This window comes from Aquabacterium soli, from assembly GCF_003933735.1.
Taxonomy (GTDB): domain Bacteria; phylum Pseudomonadota; class Gammaproteobacteria; order Burkholderiales; family Burkholderiaceae_C; genus Aquabacterium; species Aquabacterium soli.
In genome coordinates this window covers 257,020-273,176 of sequence record NZ_RSED01000007.1, presented here as the reverse complement: position 1 = coordinate 273,176, position 16,157 = coordinate 257,020, and the positions used below count along the sequence as shown (strand labels likewise).

Here is a 16,157-nt window from a genome sequence, read left to right as displayed (position 1 = left end):
CAGGCTCAGCCTGGCACGCCCAGCCGGCTGCCGCCGGGCCAGGTGAAGATCTCGACGCCGGTGTCGGTGACGCCCACGGTGTGCTCGAACTGCGCCGACAGGGAATGGTCTTTCGTGACCGTGGTCCAGCTGTCGCCCAGCACCTTCACATCGACCTTGCCGGCATTGAGCATGGGCTCAATGGTGAAGATCATGCCCGGCTCGAGCAGCACGCCCGTGCCGCGCTGGCCGTAGTGCAGCACCTGGGGTGCATCGTGGAAGACCTGGCCCGTGCCATGCCCGCAAAAATCGCGCACCGACGAGAAACCCGCCTCACGCGCGAAGGCTTCGATCACCGCGCCGACATCGCCCAGCCGCGCGCCGGGCTTGACCTGGGCAATGCCCAGCATCATGGCTGCGTGGGTGGTGTCGACCAGGCGCTGCGCCAGGATGGAGACCTTGCCCACGGTGAAGGTGCGGCTGGAATCGCCGTGCCAGCCATCGAGCTTGGGCGTGACGTCGATGTTGACGATGTCGCCCACCTTGAGCACCTTGGTGTCGGACGGAATGCCATGCGTGACCACGTGGTTCACCGAGATGCAGGAGGCGTGCTTGTAGCCCTTGTAGTCGATGGTGGCGGGGATGGCGCCGGCCTCGCGCATGAAGGCTTCGCAAAGGCGGTCCAGCTCGGCAGTGCTGACACCGGGGCGCACATGCGGTGCGATGAAATCGAGTGTGTCGGCGGCCACGCGGCCGGCGCGGCGCATGGCCGCGAACTCGGCCTCGTCGTGCAGGGGAATGGGACGGCCGGCGTCTTGTTGGGTGGAAGGGCGCATGGGGCAGGCTCAGCAGGAACGGGTCAATGGGTGGAAGAAGCCCGGGCAGGCACGGCAGACGACGTGACAGGGCGCATGGCCGGATCAGCGAGGAGCCGCTCCTGCACATCGTGGTCATTCACGGCCGCCTGCTGCCACCAGGGACACAAGGCCTCATGCGAGGTCCGCAGCAGGTCTTCGGCGTTCGCCGGGATCTCGCGGCCTTGCGACAAGGCCGGCCGAAGCATGGCCAGCGGGGCATCGAGCAGCACGAAGCGCAGCAAGGTGGTGGTGGTGTCGGTCGAAGTGCACCAAGGTGCGCAACGCCGCACGGCCTGCTCAAAGGCCTGCTCCATCGCGAGCTGCTCGTCGTCCAGGCGCTGGCGCCAGGGTCCGGCCAGGGCCTCGTCGATGGGGGGGTGCCCTTCGCATTGCATCAGGAAACGCGCGTGCAAGGGGTGCTGCCGACACCAGGCCAGCAAGGCCTGCACGGCCGGCCAGGTGCGGCCCGCCTGCCAGTGCGCGGCCACGGCCTGGCGCAGGCCGGCCTGGGCTTGCAGCCACGCCCTTGCCAGCACCTCGCTGCGTGACCCGAAGCGGTGGTAGACGGAGCCCATGGGCGCGCCGGCCTTGCTGGCGATGGCGGCCATGGACACGGCACCCACACCGCAGGTGGCGGCCACCTCGATGGCGGCCTGCACGAAGGTGTCGTCGTTGAATTTGGCGAGTCGGACCATCCAATTAGAATAAATCTTCTAATTGAAGACGTCAACTTGTCGGCACTTCTCCCAGCCAGGCGAAGGGCTGAACGGCGCCGCGGCAGGCACACGCCATATACTGTATGCAATCACAGTATTTTGATCATGGGCGCCGCGCAAGCACTCTCTTCCCTGCCCCCGGCGCTCCAGGATGCGCTGTGGTCGGCCAGCCAGGTCAGCCCTGGCCGGCAGCGTGCGTGCGCCACGGGCTTTGCGGCACTGGACCGCGAACTGCCCGGCGGAGGCTGGCCCACCCATGCCCTCACCGAATTGCTGCAACCCCGGCCGGCCCTGGGCGCCCCGCTGGCCGAGTGGCGGCTGCTGCGGCCTGGCCTGGCCGGCCTGGCAGGCGCCGCTGGCCAGAGCCTGGTCTTCGTGGGGCCTCCGCTCGCGCCCCATCTGCCGGGCCTGCAACAAGCCGGCGTGGCCGCCTCACGGGTGGTCTGGGTGCCCGTGGACACCGCCCACGAACGGCTGTGGACCACCGAGCAATTGATCAAGGGGCCCGGCGCCGCCCGGGAGCTGGCGGGCCTGGTGAGCTGGCTGCCCCAGGCCACCGCCGCCCAGATCCGGCGCCTGCAGACCTGGGCCCTGCAATGCGATGCGCCGGTGTTCATCGTGCGGCCGGTGCAGGTGGCGGCACAGGCCTCGGCCGCGCCCTTGCGGCTGCGCATCGACCTGCAGGGGCCGGGCCAGTTGCGCGTGGAGATCCTCAAGCGCAAGGGCCCTGCGCATGCAGCCCCGCTGACCCTGCACGCCTGGCCGCCGGGCCTGGCGCATTGGCAGCACCGCGTGCCCACCCCCGCCCTGCCCCAGGTGCCCCAGCCGGCCGAGGCCCAAGCCGCCCCGGTCGCCATGGCCGCCCACGCCGCACGCGTGGACGAGATCAACGTGAGGACACCCCATGCTCTGGTGCTCGCTGATCCCCCTGGCGCCTGAAGGCAGCACGCCCGAAACGCAGACCTGGGCTCAGCGCCTGCTGGGCTGGTGGGCCTTGCGCTTCAGCCCCCGCGTGGTGCTGCTGGACGAGGCCGTGCTGGTCGAGGTGTCTGGCAGCCTGCGCCTGTTCGGCGGCGCTGAGGCCTTGCGGCAGCGCCTGCTCGACGGCGCGCCCGCACCGGGATGCCAACGCCTGGCGTTGGCGCCGACCAGCCTGGCGGCCCTGGCCCTGTTGCGCCATGAAGCAGAGGGTGACATCGATGAAGCCCCCGCCACGATGGACGCCCTGGCCGAGCGCTTGTCGCCCTTGCCTGTGCACACCTTGAGCGCCGCGCTGCCCCACCTGGAAACCTTGTCCCAACTGGGCTGCCACACGCTGGGCCAGTTGCGCCGGCTGCCACGCGGCGGCCTGGCCCGGCGCTTTGGCGCACCACTGCTGGACGCGCTGGACCAGGCCCACGGCCTGCGCCCGGACACCGTGCCGGCCTGGCTGACACTGCCGGAGGTCTTCGATGAGCGGCTGGAACTGCCTTTCCGCGTGGACTCCACCCAGGCCGTGCTGCAGGCCGCAGACCACCTGCTGCAGCGCCTGCAGGACTGGCTGACGCTGCGCCATGCCGGCGTGCTGGCTGTGGTGCTGCGCTGGCGGCACGACATGGCTTCGCGCCAGGCCGGCCCGGGCGAGGAACTGGAAGTGCGCACCGCCCAGCCCGTGCGCCAGGTGGACCACCTGGCCCGCCTGCTGGCCGAGCACCTGGCCCTGGTCAAGCTGAAAGCCCCGGTGGGCGAGTTGAGCCTGCACGCCAGCGAGATCGAGCGCCTGCCCGGGCAGGCCCTGTCGCTGCTGCCCGATGCCCTGCCCAGCGGCGAAGCGCTGCGCCACACGCTGGAAAAGCTCAGCGTGCGCCTGGGCGCCGAGCGGGTGCTGCGCCCCATCGCGCTGGCCGACCACCGGCCTGGGCACATGCAGGCCTGGGTGCCGTGCACACAGCCCGCCTCCACGCTCGGCACCGGCCCATCGGCCCCACCACCCCAGGCCATGCCGCTGCCGGCCTGGATTCTCGAATCGCCACAAGCCCTGACCGTGCGCGGCCACCAGCCTCAGCACCACGGGCCCCTCAGCCTGCTGGCCGGGCCGCAACGCATCGAAGGCGGCTGGTGGGACCAGGCCCATGCCGACGGATCGCAGGCCCGTGATTACTTCATCGCCAACTCGCCAGCGGCGGGCCTGCTGTGGATCTACAAGGAGCGCGTGCCGATGGCGGCCGAAGACAGCACCACGGCACACTGGTACCTGCACGGGGTGTACGGATGAACGCGCGTGCGGGCCTGCCAGCCTATGCCGAACTGCACTGCCTGAGCCACTTCAGTTTCCAGCGCGGGGCCTCTCACCCGGCCGAGCTGGTGGAGCGCGCCTGCCAGTTGGGTTACAGCGCACTGGCCATCACCGATGAGTGTTCGCTGGCAGGGGTGGTGCGGGCGCATGCAGCGTTGAAAGACATCGTTCGGCAAGCGGTGGTGAACGACCGCATCGTGCCCACGCTGCAGTTGCTGATCGGCAGCGAGTTCACCGTGCAACCTGCCGTTGATGACCCGCAAGGCCTGCCGTTCAAGCTGGTGGTGCTGGCGTGCAACCGCGATGGCTACGGGCACCTGAGCGAGTTCATCACCCGGCTGCGCCGCAACAGCCCCAAGGGTCAATACCGCCTGGACATCGACCAGATCACGGCCGATGCCCTGACGGAATGCGTGATGCTGGTGGTGCCTCCTCGGCCCTGCACCACGTCAGCGTTGCACCGCCTGGCCCAGTGGGCTGCCAGCCTGTTCAAGGACAAGGTTTGGATCGCCGTAGAACTGCTCAGCGCCTGGGACGACACCGAATGGCTGGCGCAATTGCGCGATACCAGTGAGGCCAGCGGCGTGCCACTGGTGGCTGCAGGCGACGTGCACTTCCATGTGCGCTCACGCAAGCCCCTGCAGGATGTGATGGCCGCCGTGCGGGTGGGCAAGCCCGTGGCCGAATGCGGCTTCGAGTTGCAGCCCAATGCCGAGCGGCATCTGCGTTCGCGCATGCGCGTGGCCAGGCACTACCCGCCTGATTTGCTGGCCGCCACGCTGGAGGTGGCCAGCCAGTGCAAGTTCAACCTGGGCCAGCTGAGCTACGACTACCCGCAGGAGTTGGTGCCTGCCGGAGAGACACCGACCAGCCACCTGCGCCGGCTGACATCGGCTGGCCTTCGCCGGCGTTACGACCAAAGACCTCCGCCGCCCTACCGCGTGCTGCGCCAGATCATCAAGGAGCTCCGGCTGATACAGCAGCTGGATTACGAGAAGTTCTTCCTCACGGTTGAAGACATCGTGCGCCATGCCCGAAACGAAGGGATCCTGTGCCAAGGGCGCGGATCGGCCGCGAACTCGGCGGTCTGCTACATGCTGGGCGTCACCGAGGTCGACCCCAGCGAATCAAGCCTGCTGTTCGAACGCTTCCTCTCCAAGGAGCGCAATGAGCCGCCCGACATCGACGTCGACTTCGAACACCAGCGCCGCGAAGAGGTCATCCAGTACCTCTACGGGAAGTACGGCCGCCATCGCACGGCGCTGGCCGCCACCGTCATCAGCTACCGCACCCGCAGCGCCGTGCGCGATGTCGGCAAGGCCTTGGGCTTCGATCCCGGAACGATCGATGCGCTGGCCAAGAGCCACCAATGGTGGGAAAGCCGCGAGGCCCTGGACCTGCGGCTGCTCGAGATGGGCATCGACCCGGACACACCTGCCTTCCAGCAATGGCTGGCACTCACGCAGCAGTTGGTGGGCACACCGCGCCACCTGAGCCAGCACGTGGGTGGCTTCGTCATCGCCGCCGATTCGCTGGGACGGCTGGTGCCCGTGGAAAACGCTGCCATGAAGGACCGCACCGTCATCCAGTGGGACAAGGATGATCTGGAAGCACTGGGCCTGCTCAAGGTGGATGTGCTGGCCCTGGGCATGCTCAGCGCCATCAAGCACTCACTGGCCTTCATCAGCCAGCGAACGGGCCGGACCTGGGCGATGCAGGACATCCCCAAAGAAGATCCAGAGACCTACCAGATGATCCAGCAGGCCGACACCATCGGCGTATTCCAGATCGAAAGCCGTGCGCAGATGAGCATGCTGCCGCGCCTGAGGCCAGCAAGGTTCTACGACCTGGTGGTGCAGGTGGCCATCGTGCGGCCCGGGCCCATCCAGGGGGGCATGGTGCACCCTTACCTCAAGGCGCGAAAAGAAAAGAAGCCCGCGCCCTACCCCAAGCTGCTGCACAAGGCCTTGGACCGCACGCTCGGCGTCCCGATCTTTCAGGAGCAGGTGATGCAGATCGTGATCGATGGCGCGGGCTTCACGCCAGGCCAGGCCGATCAGTTGCGGCGCGCCATGGCGGCTTGGAAGCGCAAAGGTGGCCTGGAACCCTTCAGGGACCGCGTCATCGAAGGCCTGGTCGTGAGTACCGGCGATCGCCCATTCGCAGAAAACATCTTCGAAATGATCAAGGGCTTCGGCGAATACGGCTTCCCCGAATCGCACGCCGTGGGCTTCGCCAAGCTGGCCTACATCAGCTCGTGGCTCAAGTGCCATGAGCCCGCCGCTTTTCTGGCAGGCCTGCTCAACGCCCAGCCCATGGGCTTTTACTCGCCACGCCAACTGGTGCGCGATGCGCAGCGCCATGGCGTGGAGGTGCACCCCATCGACGTGACGCACAGCGAGATCGGCGCCACGCTCGAAGCCATCGACAAAGGCAGCTTCTCGCACCTGCTGCGTGACAACCGTCCCCAGCGCGTTCGCCTGGGCCTGGCCCTGGTGTCCGGCCTGGGATCGGCCGCGGCACAGCGCATCGTCGACGCACGCCACCAGCAGCCCTTCGCCAACGTGGACGACCTGGCCCGCCGCGCCCAGCTCGACCAATCAGACCTGCGCCACCTGGCCGCCGCCGATGCCCTGCAGAGCCTCGCCGGCCACCGGCGCCAGCAGGTGTGGGAGGCCGCGGCCCGGCACAAGGCCCCGCCCCTGCTGCGCGAGGCGCCTGTGCACGAACAGATCCTGCTGCTGCCCGCCGCGCCCGAAGCCGATGAGATCACCATCGATTACGCCGCCACGGGCCTGACGCTGCGCCGCCACCCCCTGGCCCTGCTGCGCGACGAGCTCACACGCCGCCGGCTGCACAGCGCCGCCGCATTGCAGAGCCTGGACAACGGCAAACCCGCACGCGCCTGCGGCCTGGTCACCATGCGCCAGCAACCGGAAACCGCCAAGGGCACCATCTTCGTGTCGATCGAAGACGAGACCGGCAGTGTCAATGTGGTGGTGTGGAGCAGCGTGCGCGACCAGTGCCGCGCCGCGCTGCTGCAATCACAGCTGCTGGCGGTGCACGGCACATGGCAGAACGTGGATGGCGTGTGCAACCTGGTGGCCCATCACCTGGAGAACCTCACGCCGCTGCTGCAGGGCTTGAGCATCCACAGCCGCAATTTCCATTGACCGCCGTGGAGCGGTCAGCCGTCCAGCGCCTCGGCAAAGTGCGCGGCGAACGCCTCCATGAACGCGGGGGAGGCACTGATCGTGAGCGTCACGGTGCGCCACAAACGGTCGCCAGTGCGCTCCTGCGTCACCTGCAGGTCGTGGTCCCAGGCATGGCCTTCGTCCAGCGGGCCGTGGTCACCAGGAAAGCGCCGCGACGCCCAGCCCAGCACCTGCTGGATCTCTGCATCCACGGCATCGCCCTGCTCGGGCGCCGTGGAGGCCGAGGCCTCGATGGTGCCGACGCCATCGGTGTCATCGCTGAGGTCGACAGTGAGGTAATGCAGGTGGTCCATGTGAAAGCGCTGACAGGGGTCGACTACGGTGGGGTGCTGCTGCCCGGAACAGCCGCCCCCTTGGGAACGATCGACTGCAATGCGTCCCGCACAGCCCGGGTCGATTGCACCCGGGGGTCATTCTGCACTGCCGCATCATCGACCTCGGAGGCACCCGTCTTGCGCTTGACGTCTTCCTTGGCCTCGATCACGGCGGCCTTGTAATCCTGCACGGCCACGGAAAAGCACACCGGAGTCAGCCTCGACCACTCCACGTCGGACGTGCTTGCATAGAGCTTGCGAAGGCAGCGCCCGCCTTCGTCATTGAATGCGCCGGAGAACACCGTCTTCACAATGTTGGTCACCGCATCGGCCACCTTCTCGACCGCACGATCGGACACCGGCCTGGACGCGATCCGCATGGGGGCCGTGGAGTACCCGGAGGTCGACGCCGCGGTTCGGCCCTTGGCCGCCTTGAAATCGGACTCGGCGATCTCTACCGCCTCCTGGTAGACCTCCACAAGATGCGCCTGCAGGTTGACGTCCCGGTGGGCCTTCTTCAGTTCATCCTGTGCCAGCTTGGTGTCGGCCAGGGCCTTCTTCTCGGCCTCGCTCAGGGCGGACTCTTCCTTGCCCTTGAGCGGCGCGGATTGCTGGTCCAAGGCATGGAAGCTGGCCTGGGCCTCGTCATGGACTGCCTTGAGCTCATCGAGCCGCGCCTGCTGCTGCGCCAGATTCTTCTGAGCTTCCACCAGACGGTCCGCCTCTGCATTCGCACCGCCGCCGGTCAAGGCCGAGGCATTGGTGTGCACGGAGATCGGTTGCGAGGCGATGGCGCCTGTCAGTTGCTCGATGGCCAGCAGGCCCACCACCTGGGCCTGGAAGCGCCGCTGCAGGAACAGGTAATCGTCGTTGCCGATGGCGCCGCTCATGTAGGCTTCGCAGGCCCGGTACATGGCGTCACGCATCAACTGGATGGACTGCGTCCTCAGGCCGACATAGGCCGCGCTCTCATTGATGGCGGCCGACAACTGGGAGCTCGACCCCACCGGGGTCGAATGGCTTGCGCCCAGGCTCGCGCCGAGAGACGCCAGTGCATCGGGGCTCGGCTCCACGCAGATGCGCTTCCACTCCTTGCCGTCTGCATCGCCGATCTTGGTGTTCATCAACAGCATGCGCTGCTTGATGTCGACAGAGACGCCCGTCGTTGGTGAACCCAGATCGGATTTGTAGGTGGTGAAGTAAGCGCAGCCCTGCAGGCTGAGCACGGCCGCCAATGCCGCCAAACGTGACATCCACATGGGGAGCCCCCTGTTGCATGGTTGTGTATGGTTCTCGAAGCGACGCCAGGGCCACCCTTGAACTTCACAATGTGGCACGGCAGCCCTGCCCGTGCACCACCTAGAACGTGGGAGACGCCGCGGCGGCCTCAAGCGCCCGGCAAGGCCCGCCGGTACTGGATCGCCTCGGCCACGTGCGCGGCCGACACCGTGTCCACCTCGGCCAGGTCCGCGATGGTGCGTGCCAGCCGCAGCACGCGGTGAAAGCCCCGTCCAGACCATCCCAGCCGGGCGCTGGCCGCCTTGAGGAACTGCTGGGCCGCCGGCTCCAGCGCGGCATGCCGGTCCAGGCCGCTGCCGTCCAGTGCGGCGTTCAGGCAACCCTGCCTGGCACGCTGCCTTGTCTGGGCGCGCAGCACGCGCTCGGCCACCACCGCGCTGGGCTCGCCATCGGGCGCGCCGGACAGCACCTCCGGGCTCACGGCCGGCACCTCCACCTGCACATCGATGCGGTCGAGCAAGGGGCCACTCAGGCGGGACTGGTAGCGCAGCACCTGCTCGGGCGTGCAACGGCAGGTCTTGAGCGGATTGCCCAGGTGGCCGCACGGACACGGGTTCATGGCCGCCACCAGTTGGAAGCAGGCCGGGAAATCATGGCGCCGCGCCGCCCGGGAGATGGTGATGTGGCCGGTTTCCAGCGGCTCGCGCAAGGCCTCGAGCGCCCCGCGGGCGTACTCGGGCAGTTCATCGAGGAAGAGCAGGCCACGGTGGGCCAGGGAGATCTCACCCGGCCTGGGCGGCGAGCCCCCACCCACCAATGCCACCGACGACGCTGAATGGTGCGGCGCACGCCAGGGCCTGTGGCGCCAGGCCTCCGGCCGGAAGCTGCCCGCCAGGCTCTGCACGGCCGCGGCCTCCAGTGCTTCATCCTGCGTGAGCATCGGCAGCACCGAGGCCAGGCGCCGTGCCAGCATGGACTTGCCCGTGCCCGGCGGGCCGACCATCAGCAGGCTGTGCGCGCCGGCGGCCGCCACTTCCAGCGCTCGCTTGGCCGCGCCCTGCCCCTTCACGTCCTGCAGATCGCCGAAGGCGGCGGACAAGGACTCTTCCACCATGCCGTCCGGGCGGGCCACGCGCAGTGGTTCGGGCGGCGGCTCACCATCGCGGTGCGGCCGCAGCGCGGCCACCACCTGCGACAGGTGCTGCGCCTCCAGCAAGGTCACACCCTCCACCCGTGCGGCCTGCCTGGCGCTGTCGGTGGGCAGCACCAGGCTGCGAGCGGGCGGCGCTGGGCGGGTATCACGCCCAGACGAATCGCCCGAGGCCTGGCGCCGCAGCGCCAGTGCCATGGCCAGGGCGCCGCGCACGGGCCGCAACTCGCCGCCCAGCGACAATTCGCCGGCGAACTCCATCGCCTCAAGCTGGCGCGCATCCACATGCCCCAGCGCCGCCAGGATGCCCACGGCCATGGGCAAATCGAAGCGCCCGGATTCCTTGGGCAAATCGGCAGGCGCCAGATTGATCGTGATGCGCTTGTTGTGCGGGAACTCAAGGCCACTGTTGCTCAGAGCCGCACGTACCCGTTCGCGCGCCTCCTTGACCTCGGTGTCTGCCAAGCCCACCAGGGTGAAACAAGGCAGGCCATTGGCCAGGTGCACCTCCACCGTCACTTCGGGCGCGTTCAGGCCATCGAGCGCGCGGCTGCGGACCACTGCCAAGGTCATGTCGTCTTCCTGATGTTGTGATGGGCTGCGAGCGACGCTCACGCCTGATCGCCCATTGTGTGGAGGAAAACCGGACGCCATGCCCCCCTGAAGGGTGATGGGCGACCTCACCTCAAGCCCCAGGATGGACCATCTGCTGGCGCACCGCCCAACACCAACCAGCACCACTACAGTGCAAACACCCTTGCAGCGCTGCCGCAGCAGACAAATGCACCAAATTAATGCACCATGCCGGTGCTCAATGTCCTCATTGCCTTATCTTGGTGCCAAGTCAGGCGCACGGTTGTGAGTGCACCCTGAAGGCCCGAGGTGGCATGGATCGTGCAGTTTGAGTTCCCGCAAAGCTTTCCATCTTTAAAGGAGCCCCTCATGAAAATGGTGACCGCCATCATCAAGCCGTTCAAGCTTGATGAAGTGCGTGAGGCCCTGTCCGCCATCGGCGTGCAAGGCATCACCGTGACCGAAGTCAAAGGCTTCGGTCGCCAAAAGGGCCACACCGAGCTGTACCGTGGCGCGGAGTATGTGGTCGATTTCCTGCCCAAGGTCAAGATCGAAGCGGCCGTCGACGAGTCCATCCTCGACCGCGTGATCGAAGCCATCGAAGCAGCTGCCCGCACCGGCAAGATCGGTGACGGCAAGATCTTCGTGACCTCGCTCGAACAGGTCATCCGCATCCGCACCGGCGAGACCGGCAAGGACGCGCTCTGACGCCCTGCGCCATTTTCTGAACTTCGCCGGCACCGCCTGGTGCACCACGGCTTCGACCTGTCCATTCAACCCGATTCCAAGAGGCAATCCATGAGAAAACTCATTGCGTCGCTCGCACTGGGTCTCGCAGCGTTCGGTCTGCTGGGCGTATCGCACGCCCAGGACGCCGCCACGGCGACCCCGGTTGCAGCTTCGGCCGCAGCCGATACCGCATCCGCAGCAGCGCCCGCCGCTGAACCCGCACCCGCCGCAGAAGCCGCCGCTTCCGCGGCCGCGCCTGTTGCCGCCGCGGCAGCCCCCGTGCCCAACAAGGGCGACACCGCCTGGATGATGGTCTCCACCATCCTGGTGATCCTGATGGTCGTGCCCGGCCTGGCCCTGTTCTACGGCGGCCTGGTCCGCAGCAAGAACATGCTGTCGGTGCTGATGCAGGTCATGGTGACCTTCTCGCTGATCGCCGTGCTGTGGTTCGTGTATGGCTACAGCCTGGCCTTCACGGAGGGCAATGCCTTCATCGGCGGTTTCGATCGTCTGATGATGAAGGGCATCTGGGACAACGTCGCCGGCACGTTCGCCAATGGCGCCACCTTCAGCAAGGGTGTCGTGATCCCCGAGATCGTGTTCGCCTCCTTCCAGGCCACGTTCGCCGGCATCACCTGCGCCCTGATCGTCGGCGCCTTTGCCGAACGCATCAAGTTCTCGGCCGTGCTGCTGTTCATGGTGCTGTGGTTCACCTTCAGCTACATCCCGATGGCCCACATGGTCTGGTTCTGGATGGGCCCGGATGCCTACACCTCGGCTGACGTCGTCGCCGAGATGAACAGCAAGGCCGGCCTGATCTGGCAACACGGCGCGCTGGACTTCGCCGGCGGCACCGTGGTGCACATCAACGCCGCCGTCGCTGGCCTGGTGGGTGCCTACATGGTGGGCAAGCGCATCGGCTACGGCAAGGAATCCTTCACCCCTCACTCGCTGACGCTGACCATGGTCGGTGCCTCGCTGCTGTGGGTGGGCTGGTTCGGCTTCAACGCCGGCTCCGCCCTGGAAGCCAACGGTTTTGCCGCCCTGGCTTTCGCCAACACGCTGGTAGCCACCGCCGCCGCCGTGCTGGGCTGGATCCTGGGTGAGTCGCTGCTCAAGGGCAAGGCCTCGATGCTGGGTGCGGCTTCCGGTGCCGTCGCCGGCCTGGTCGCCATCACCCCCGCCGCCGGCAACGTCGGCATCGGTGGTGCCCTGATCATCGGCCTGCTGGCCGGCCTGATCTGCTTGTGGGGTGTGACCGGCCTGAAGAAGCTGCTGGGCGCGGACGACTCGCTGGACGTGTTCGGCGTGCACGGTGTCGGCGGCATCCTGGGTGCCCTGCTGACCGGCGTGTTCAACTCGCCCAACCTGGGTGGCCCCTCGCTGGTGGCCGACTGGACGACCGTCACCATGGTGACTGGTGCCGACTACTCCATCGCCAGCCAGCTGTGGATCCAGCTCAAGGGCGTGCTGATCACCATCGTGTGGTCGGGTGTGGTCTCCGTGATCGCCTTCAAGATCGTCGATCTGGTGGTGGGCCTGCGTGTCCCCGAGGACGAAGAGCGCGAAGGTCTGGACATCACCTCGCACGGCGAAACGGCCTATCACAAGTGATAGACCAAGGGGCCCCGCCACCGGGCGGATCCCCTGCCAAGCTTCAAGGGCTGCCTTCGGGCAGCCCTTTTGCATTTCCGGACAAATGACCAACGTCAGCGAACACCCCCTGGAAATCTGCCAAAGCATCCCCACTTGGGCATATCGTCACGAAAAACGCCCCCGACGGCCGGCCTACAATGTCCGCCACGACACCGAAGAGCACCACCCCATGGTTCCACACCTGATCACCGCGCTGACCGGCCCCATCAACGAGCTGGAACAGCGCATGCTGGAATCCATGCCCGCCATCGAACGCTGGTTCCGCCTGGAATGGATGGAGCACACGCCCCCGTTCTACACCTCGGTCGATCTGCGCAATGCCGGCTTCAAGCTGGCCCCGGTCGACACCAACCTGTATCCCGGCGGCTTCAACAACCTGACGCCCGAGATGCTGCCCCTGGCCGTGCAGGCCGCCATGGCCGCCATCGAGAAGATCTGCCCCGAAGCCAAGAACCTGCTGCTGATCCCCGAGCGCCACACCCGCAACTCGTTCTACCTGACCAACGTCGCGCGCCTGGTCGAGATTTTCTCGGCCGCCGGCCTGAACGTGCGCCTGGGCTCGCTCGATGAAACCATCACCGAGCCCACCGTGCTGAACCTGCCCGACGGCAACACGCTCACGCTCGAGCCGCTGGTGCGCACCAAGCGCCGCCTGGGCCTCAAGCACTTCGATCCCTGCACCATCCTGCTCAACAACGACCTGTCGGCCGGCATCCCTGAGATCCTGCAGGGCCTGCACGAGCAGTACCTGCTGCCGCCGCTGCACGCCGGCTGGGCCGTGCGCCGCAAGAGCCAGCATTTCCAGGCCTACGAGGAAGTCGCCAAGAAGTTCGCCAAGCTGCTGGGCATGGACCCGTGGCTGATCAACCCGATGTACGCCGTCTGCGACGACATCAACTTCCAGGACGACACCATCAACGAGAACCTGCAGGTGCAGGTCGAGACGCTGCTGAACAAGATCCGCCGCAAGTACAAGGAATACGGCATCAACGAGAAGCCCTTCGTCATCGTCAAGGCCGACAACGGCACCTACGGCATGGGCATCATGACCGTGCGCGATGCGAAGGACCTGGCCGACCTGAACCGCCGCACCCGCAACAAGATGTCGGTGGTGAAAGACGGCCAGGAGGTCACCCGCGTGATCATCCAGGAGGGCGTGCCCACCTACGAGCAGATCAACGACGCCGTGGCCGAGCCGGTGGTCTACATGCTGGACCGCTACGTGATTGGGGGCTTCTACCGCGTGCACGCCGACCGCGGCATCGACGAGAACCTCAACGCCCCGGGCTCGAGCTTCGTGCCGCTGGGCTTTGCCGAGCCTTCGCACCTGCCCAAGCCGGGCGCCAAACCCGGCGCCAGCGTGCCCAACCGCTTCTACATGTACGGCGTGGTGGGCCGCCTGGCCATGCTGGCCGCCGCCTACGAGCTGGAGGCCACCGACCCGAACGCCGAGGTCTACGACTGACATGCAGGGCTGACATTTGGGGCTGGGTTCACGGCACAATGCGGCTTCCGCCGATCTGCAACGAGTTTCCGTGCAACCAAGCTCCAAAGAAACGCTGAGCCGCGCTCAGCTGGGCGCGCTCACGCTGGGCGCCATCGGTATTGTCTATGGCGATATCGGCACCAGCCCCCTGTACGCCTTCAAGGAAGCCTTCACCCACGGGCACCTGCCGGTCACCGCGGAGAACATCTTCGGCATCCTGTCGCTGATGTTCTGGACGCTGACGATCATCGTCTCGCTCAAGTACGTGACGCTGATCCTGCGGGCCGACAACAACGGCGAAGGCGGCCTGATCGCCATGCTGGCCCTGGCCTCCACCGCCGTGAAGGACAAGCCGGCGCTGCGGCGCTTGCTGCTCGCCGTCGGCATCTTCGGCACGGCCATCTTCTTCGGCGATGGGGTGATCACACCAGCGGTGTCGGTGCTCTCGGCCGTCGAGGGCGTGAAAGTGGCCGCCCCAGGGCTGGAGCGCTTCGTGGTGCCCATCACGCTGGTGGTGCTGACCATCCTGTTCATGGTGCAAAAGCACGGCACCGGCGGCATCGGCAAGTTCTTCGGGCCGATCATGGTGATGTGGTTCCTGGTGCTGGCCGTCCTGGGCTTCATCCACGTGTCCCGCAACCCCGCGGTGCTGGCCGCGATGAGCCCCCACTACGCGCTGAGCTTCATCGTCAACCACCCACAGCTGGCCTTCGTGGCCCTGAGCGCCATCATCCTGTGCGCCACAGGGGTGGAGGCGCTCTACGCCGACATGGGCCACTTCGGCAAGAAGCCCATCCGCGTGGCCTGGTTCGCGCTGGCCATGCCAGCCCTGGTGCTGAACTACTTCGGCCAGGGCGCGATGCTGCTGCAGCACCCCGAGAACATCAACAACCCCTTCTTCGAGATGGCGCCACACTGGGCGCTGTACCCGCTGGTGGTGATGGCCACCTTCGCTGCGGTGATCGCCTCGCAGGCCCTGATCTCGGCAGCGTTCTCGGTCACCAAGCAGATCATCCAGCTGGGCTATCTGCCTCGCCTGCGCATCCTGCACACCTCGGTCAACGAGACAGGACAGATCTACATCCCCTTCGTCAACTGGACGCTGTACGCCTGCATCGTGCTGGCAGTGGTGTTCTTCGGCTCGGCCAGCAAGCTGGCGGCGGCCTACGGCATCACCGTCACCATCGACATGCTGATCACCACGGTGATGACCTTCTTCGTGATCCGCTACGCGTGGAAGCTGTCCCTGGCGCTGTGCCTGTTCGCCACGGGCTTCTTCTTCGTCATCGACGTGCTGTTCTTCAGCGCCAACGTGGTCAAGGTGATCGATGGCGGCTGGTTCCCGCTGCTGATCGGGGCGGTGATGTTCACGCTGATGATGACCTGGAAGGAAGGCCGCGCGCTGCTCAGCGAGCGCCTGCGCACCGATTCCATCGAGCTCGAACCCTTCCTGGACGCGGTGTTCTCCAGCCCGCCCACGCGCGTGCCCGGCACGGCCGTGTTCCTGATCGCCGATGCGGGCACCACGCCCAACGCCCTGCTGCACAACCTCAAGCACAACAAGGTGCTGCACGAGCAGAACATGTTCGTCACGGTGCGCTCGCACGAGGTGCCCTGGATCGGCTTCGAAAAGCGCGTGGAGCTCAAATCGCTGGGCAAGGACTGCTGGCAGGTGATGCTGCACTTCGGCTTCAAGAACGAGCCCGATGTGCCCGAGGCACTCAAGCTGCTCAAGCAGCGCGGCGTCAAGCTCGACGACATGGAGACCAGCTACTTCCTGTCGCGCGACATCGTCATTCCCACCATCGGCAGCGGCATGGCGCCCTGGCGTGAAAAACTCTTTGCCTCCATGCACCGCAACGCGTCCGGTGTCGCTGACTTCCTGAGCCTGCCTGCCAACCGCGTCATCGAGATGGGCTCCAAGGTCGAGATCTGAGCACCTCACCCACTTCCGACAACGCCCTGATC

The 16,157-nt window shown here is 66.8% G+C and carries 12 protein-coding genes; 7 read left to right on the top strand and 5 right to left on the bottom strand.

Annotated elements, in window-relative coordinates; all coding sequences use genetic code 11:
• Positions 1 to 5: 5 nt before the first annotated feature.
• Positions 6 to 815: a type I methionyl aminopeptidase gene (gene map / locus EIP75_RS11240; protein WP_125243356.1), complete on the bottom strand. Its 810-nt coding sequence runs from the start codon at positions 813 to 815 to the stop codon at positions 6 to 8.
• A gap of 23 nt (positions 816 to 838) precedes the next feature.
• Positions 839 to 1,531, bottom strand: coding sequence for a TetR/AcrR family transcriptional regulator (locus EIP75_RS11235; protein WP_125243355.1), 693 nt, complete (start codon positions 1,529 to 1,531; stop codon positions 839 to 841).
• A 126-nt stretch (positions 1,532 to 1,657) separates the two neighbouring features.
• Here EIP75_RS11235 and imuA point away from each other — a divergent pair, with 126 nt between their 5' ends.
• Genes imuA through EIP75_RS11220 form a run of 3 tightly spaced genes read left to right on the top strand, consistent with a single transcriptional unit; the run spans position 1,658 to position 7,000 of the window.
• Positions 1,658 to 2,491: a translesion DNA synthesis-associated protein ImuA gene (gene imuA / locus EIP75_RS11230; protein WP_125243354.1), complete on the top strand. Its 834-nt coding sequence runs from the start codon at positions 1,658 to 1,660 to the stop codon at positions 2,489 to 2,491.
• Entirely contained in the window at positions 2,457 to 3,806 is a 1,350-nt protein-coding gene (locus tag EIP75_RS11225; RefSeq protein ID WP_125243353.1) for a Y-family DNA polymerase, read from the top strand. The genes imuA and EIP75_RS11225 overlap by 35 nt, the downstream gene beginning before the upstream one ends.
• Positions 3,803 to 7,000 (top strand): error-prone DNA polymerase, encoded by a 3,198-nt coding sequence (locus EIP75_RS11220; protein ID WP_125243352.1) that lies wholly within the window; start codon positions 3,803 to 3,805, stop codon positions 6,998 to 7,000. The genes EIP75_RS11225 and EIP75_RS11220 overlap by 4 nt, the downstream gene beginning before the upstream one ends.
• Before the next feature lie 14 nt (positions 7,001 to 7,014).
• On the opposite strand, the gene EIP75_RS11215 is transcribed toward EIP75_RS11220, so the two are convergent.
• The 3 genes from EIP75_RS11215 to EIP75_RS11205 all read right to left on the bottom strand — a co-directional run bounded on the left by EIP75_RS11215 (position 7,015) and on the right by EIP75_RS11205 (position 10,318).
• The gene (locus EIP75_RS11215) at positions 7,015 to 7,335 is read right to left on the bottom strand and encodes a hypothetical protein (RefSeq protein ID WP_125243351.1); all 321 of its coding nucleotides are present in this window, start codon (positions 7,333 to 7,335) and stop codon (positions 7,015 to 7,017) included.
• A 23-nt stretch (positions 7,336 to 7,358) separates the two neighbouring features.
• On the bottom strand, positions 7,359 to 8,615 hold the full coding sequence (locus tag EIP75_RS11210; RefSeq protein WP_125243350.1) for a hypothetical protein: 1,257 nt from the start codon (positions 8,613 to 8,615) through the stop codon (positions 7,359 to 7,361).
• 128 nt (positions 8,616 to 8,743) lie between these two features.
• On the bottom strand, positions 8,744 to 10,318 hold the full coding sequence (locus EIP75_RS11205; protein ID WP_125243349.1) for a YifB family Mg chelatase-like AAA ATPase: 1,575 nt from the start codon (positions 10,316 to 10,318) through the stop codon (positions 8,744 to 8,746).
• Between the two features lie 369 nt (positions 10,319 to 10,687).
• Here EIP75_RS11205 and glnK point away from each other — a divergent pair, with 369 nt between their 5' ends.
• From glnK to EIP75_RS11185, 4 genes are all read left to right on the top strand, one after another.
• Positions 10,688 to 11,026 carry a P-II family nitrogen regulator gene (gene glnK, locus EIP75_RS11200; RefSeq protein WP_125243348.1) on the top strand — a complete coding sequence of 113 codons (339 nt, stop codon included), beginning with the start codon at positions 10,688 to 10,690 and terminating at the stop codon, positions 11,024 to 11,026.
• Between the two features lie 90 nt (positions 11,027 to 11,116).
• Positions 11,117 to 12,661: an ammonium transporter gene (locus tag EIP75_RS11195; protein WP_125243347.1), complete on the top strand. Its 1,545-nt coding sequence runs from the start codon at positions 11,117 to 11,119 to the stop codon at positions 12,659 to 12,661.
• Positions 12,662 to 12,872: 211 nt separating this feature from the next.
• On the top strand, positions 12,873 to 14,168 hold the full coding sequence (gene gshA / locus EIP75_RS11190) for a glutamate--cysteine ligase (protein WP_125243346.1): 1,296 nt from the start codon (positions 12,873 to 12,875) through the stop codon (positions 14,166 to 14,168).
• Between the two features lie 70 nt (positions 14,169 to 14,238).
• Positions 14,239 to 16,125 carry a potassium transporter Kup gene (locus EIP75_RS11185; RefSeq protein WP_199758560.1) on the top strand — a complete coding sequence of 629 codons (1,887 nt, stop codon included), beginning with the start codon at positions 14,239 to 14,241 and terminating at the stop codon, positions 16,123 to 16,125.
• Positions 16,126 to 16,157 lie beyond the last annotated feature (32 nt).

Bases quoted from the DNA above. Each gene is read 5' to 3' on its own strand.
- EIP75_RS11205 (WP_125243349.1), bottom strand. From the start codon at position 10,318: ATGACCTTGGCAGTGGTCCGCAGCCGCGCGCTCGATGGCCTGAACGCG.
- map (WP_125243356.1), bottom strand. From the start codon at position 815: ATGCGCCCTTCCACCCAACAAGACGCCGGCCGTCCCATTCCCCTGCAC.
- gshA (WP_125243346.1), top strand. From the start codon at position 12,873: ATGGTTCCACACCTGATCACCGCGCTGACCGGCCCCATCAACGAGCTG.
- EIP75_RS11225 (WP_125243353.1), top strand. From the start codon at position 2,457: ATGCTCTGGTGCTCGCTGATCCCCCTGGCGCCTGAAGGCAGCACGCCC.
- imuA (WP_125243354.1), top strand. From the start codon at position 1,658: ATGGGCGCCGCGCAAGCACTCTCTTCCCTGCCCCCGGCGCTCCAGGAT.
- EIP75_RS11235 (WP_125243355.1), bottom strand. From the start codon at position 1,531: ATGGTCCGACTCGCCAAATTCAACGACGACACCTTCGTGCAGGCCGCC.
- EIP75_RS11195 (WP_125243347.1), top strand. From the start codon at position 11,117: ATGAGAAAACTCATTGCGTCGCTCGCACTGGGTCTCGCAGCGTTCGGT.
- EIP75_RS11210 (WP_125243350.1), bottom strand. From the start codon at position 8,615: ATGTGGATGTCACGTTTGGCGGCATTGGCGGCCGTGCTCAGCCTGCAG.
- EIP75_RS11215 (WP_125243351.1), bottom strand. From the start codon at position 7,335: ATGGACCACCTGCATTACCTCACTGTCGACCTCAGCGATGACACCGAT.
- glnK (WP_125243348.1), top strand. From the start codon at position 10,688: ATGAAAATGGTGACCGCCATCATCAAGCCGTTCAAGCTTGATGAAGTG.
- EIP75_RS11220 (WP_125243352.1), top strand. From the start codon at position 3,803: ATGAACGCGCGTGCGGGCCTGCCAGCCTATGCCGAACTGCACTGCCTG.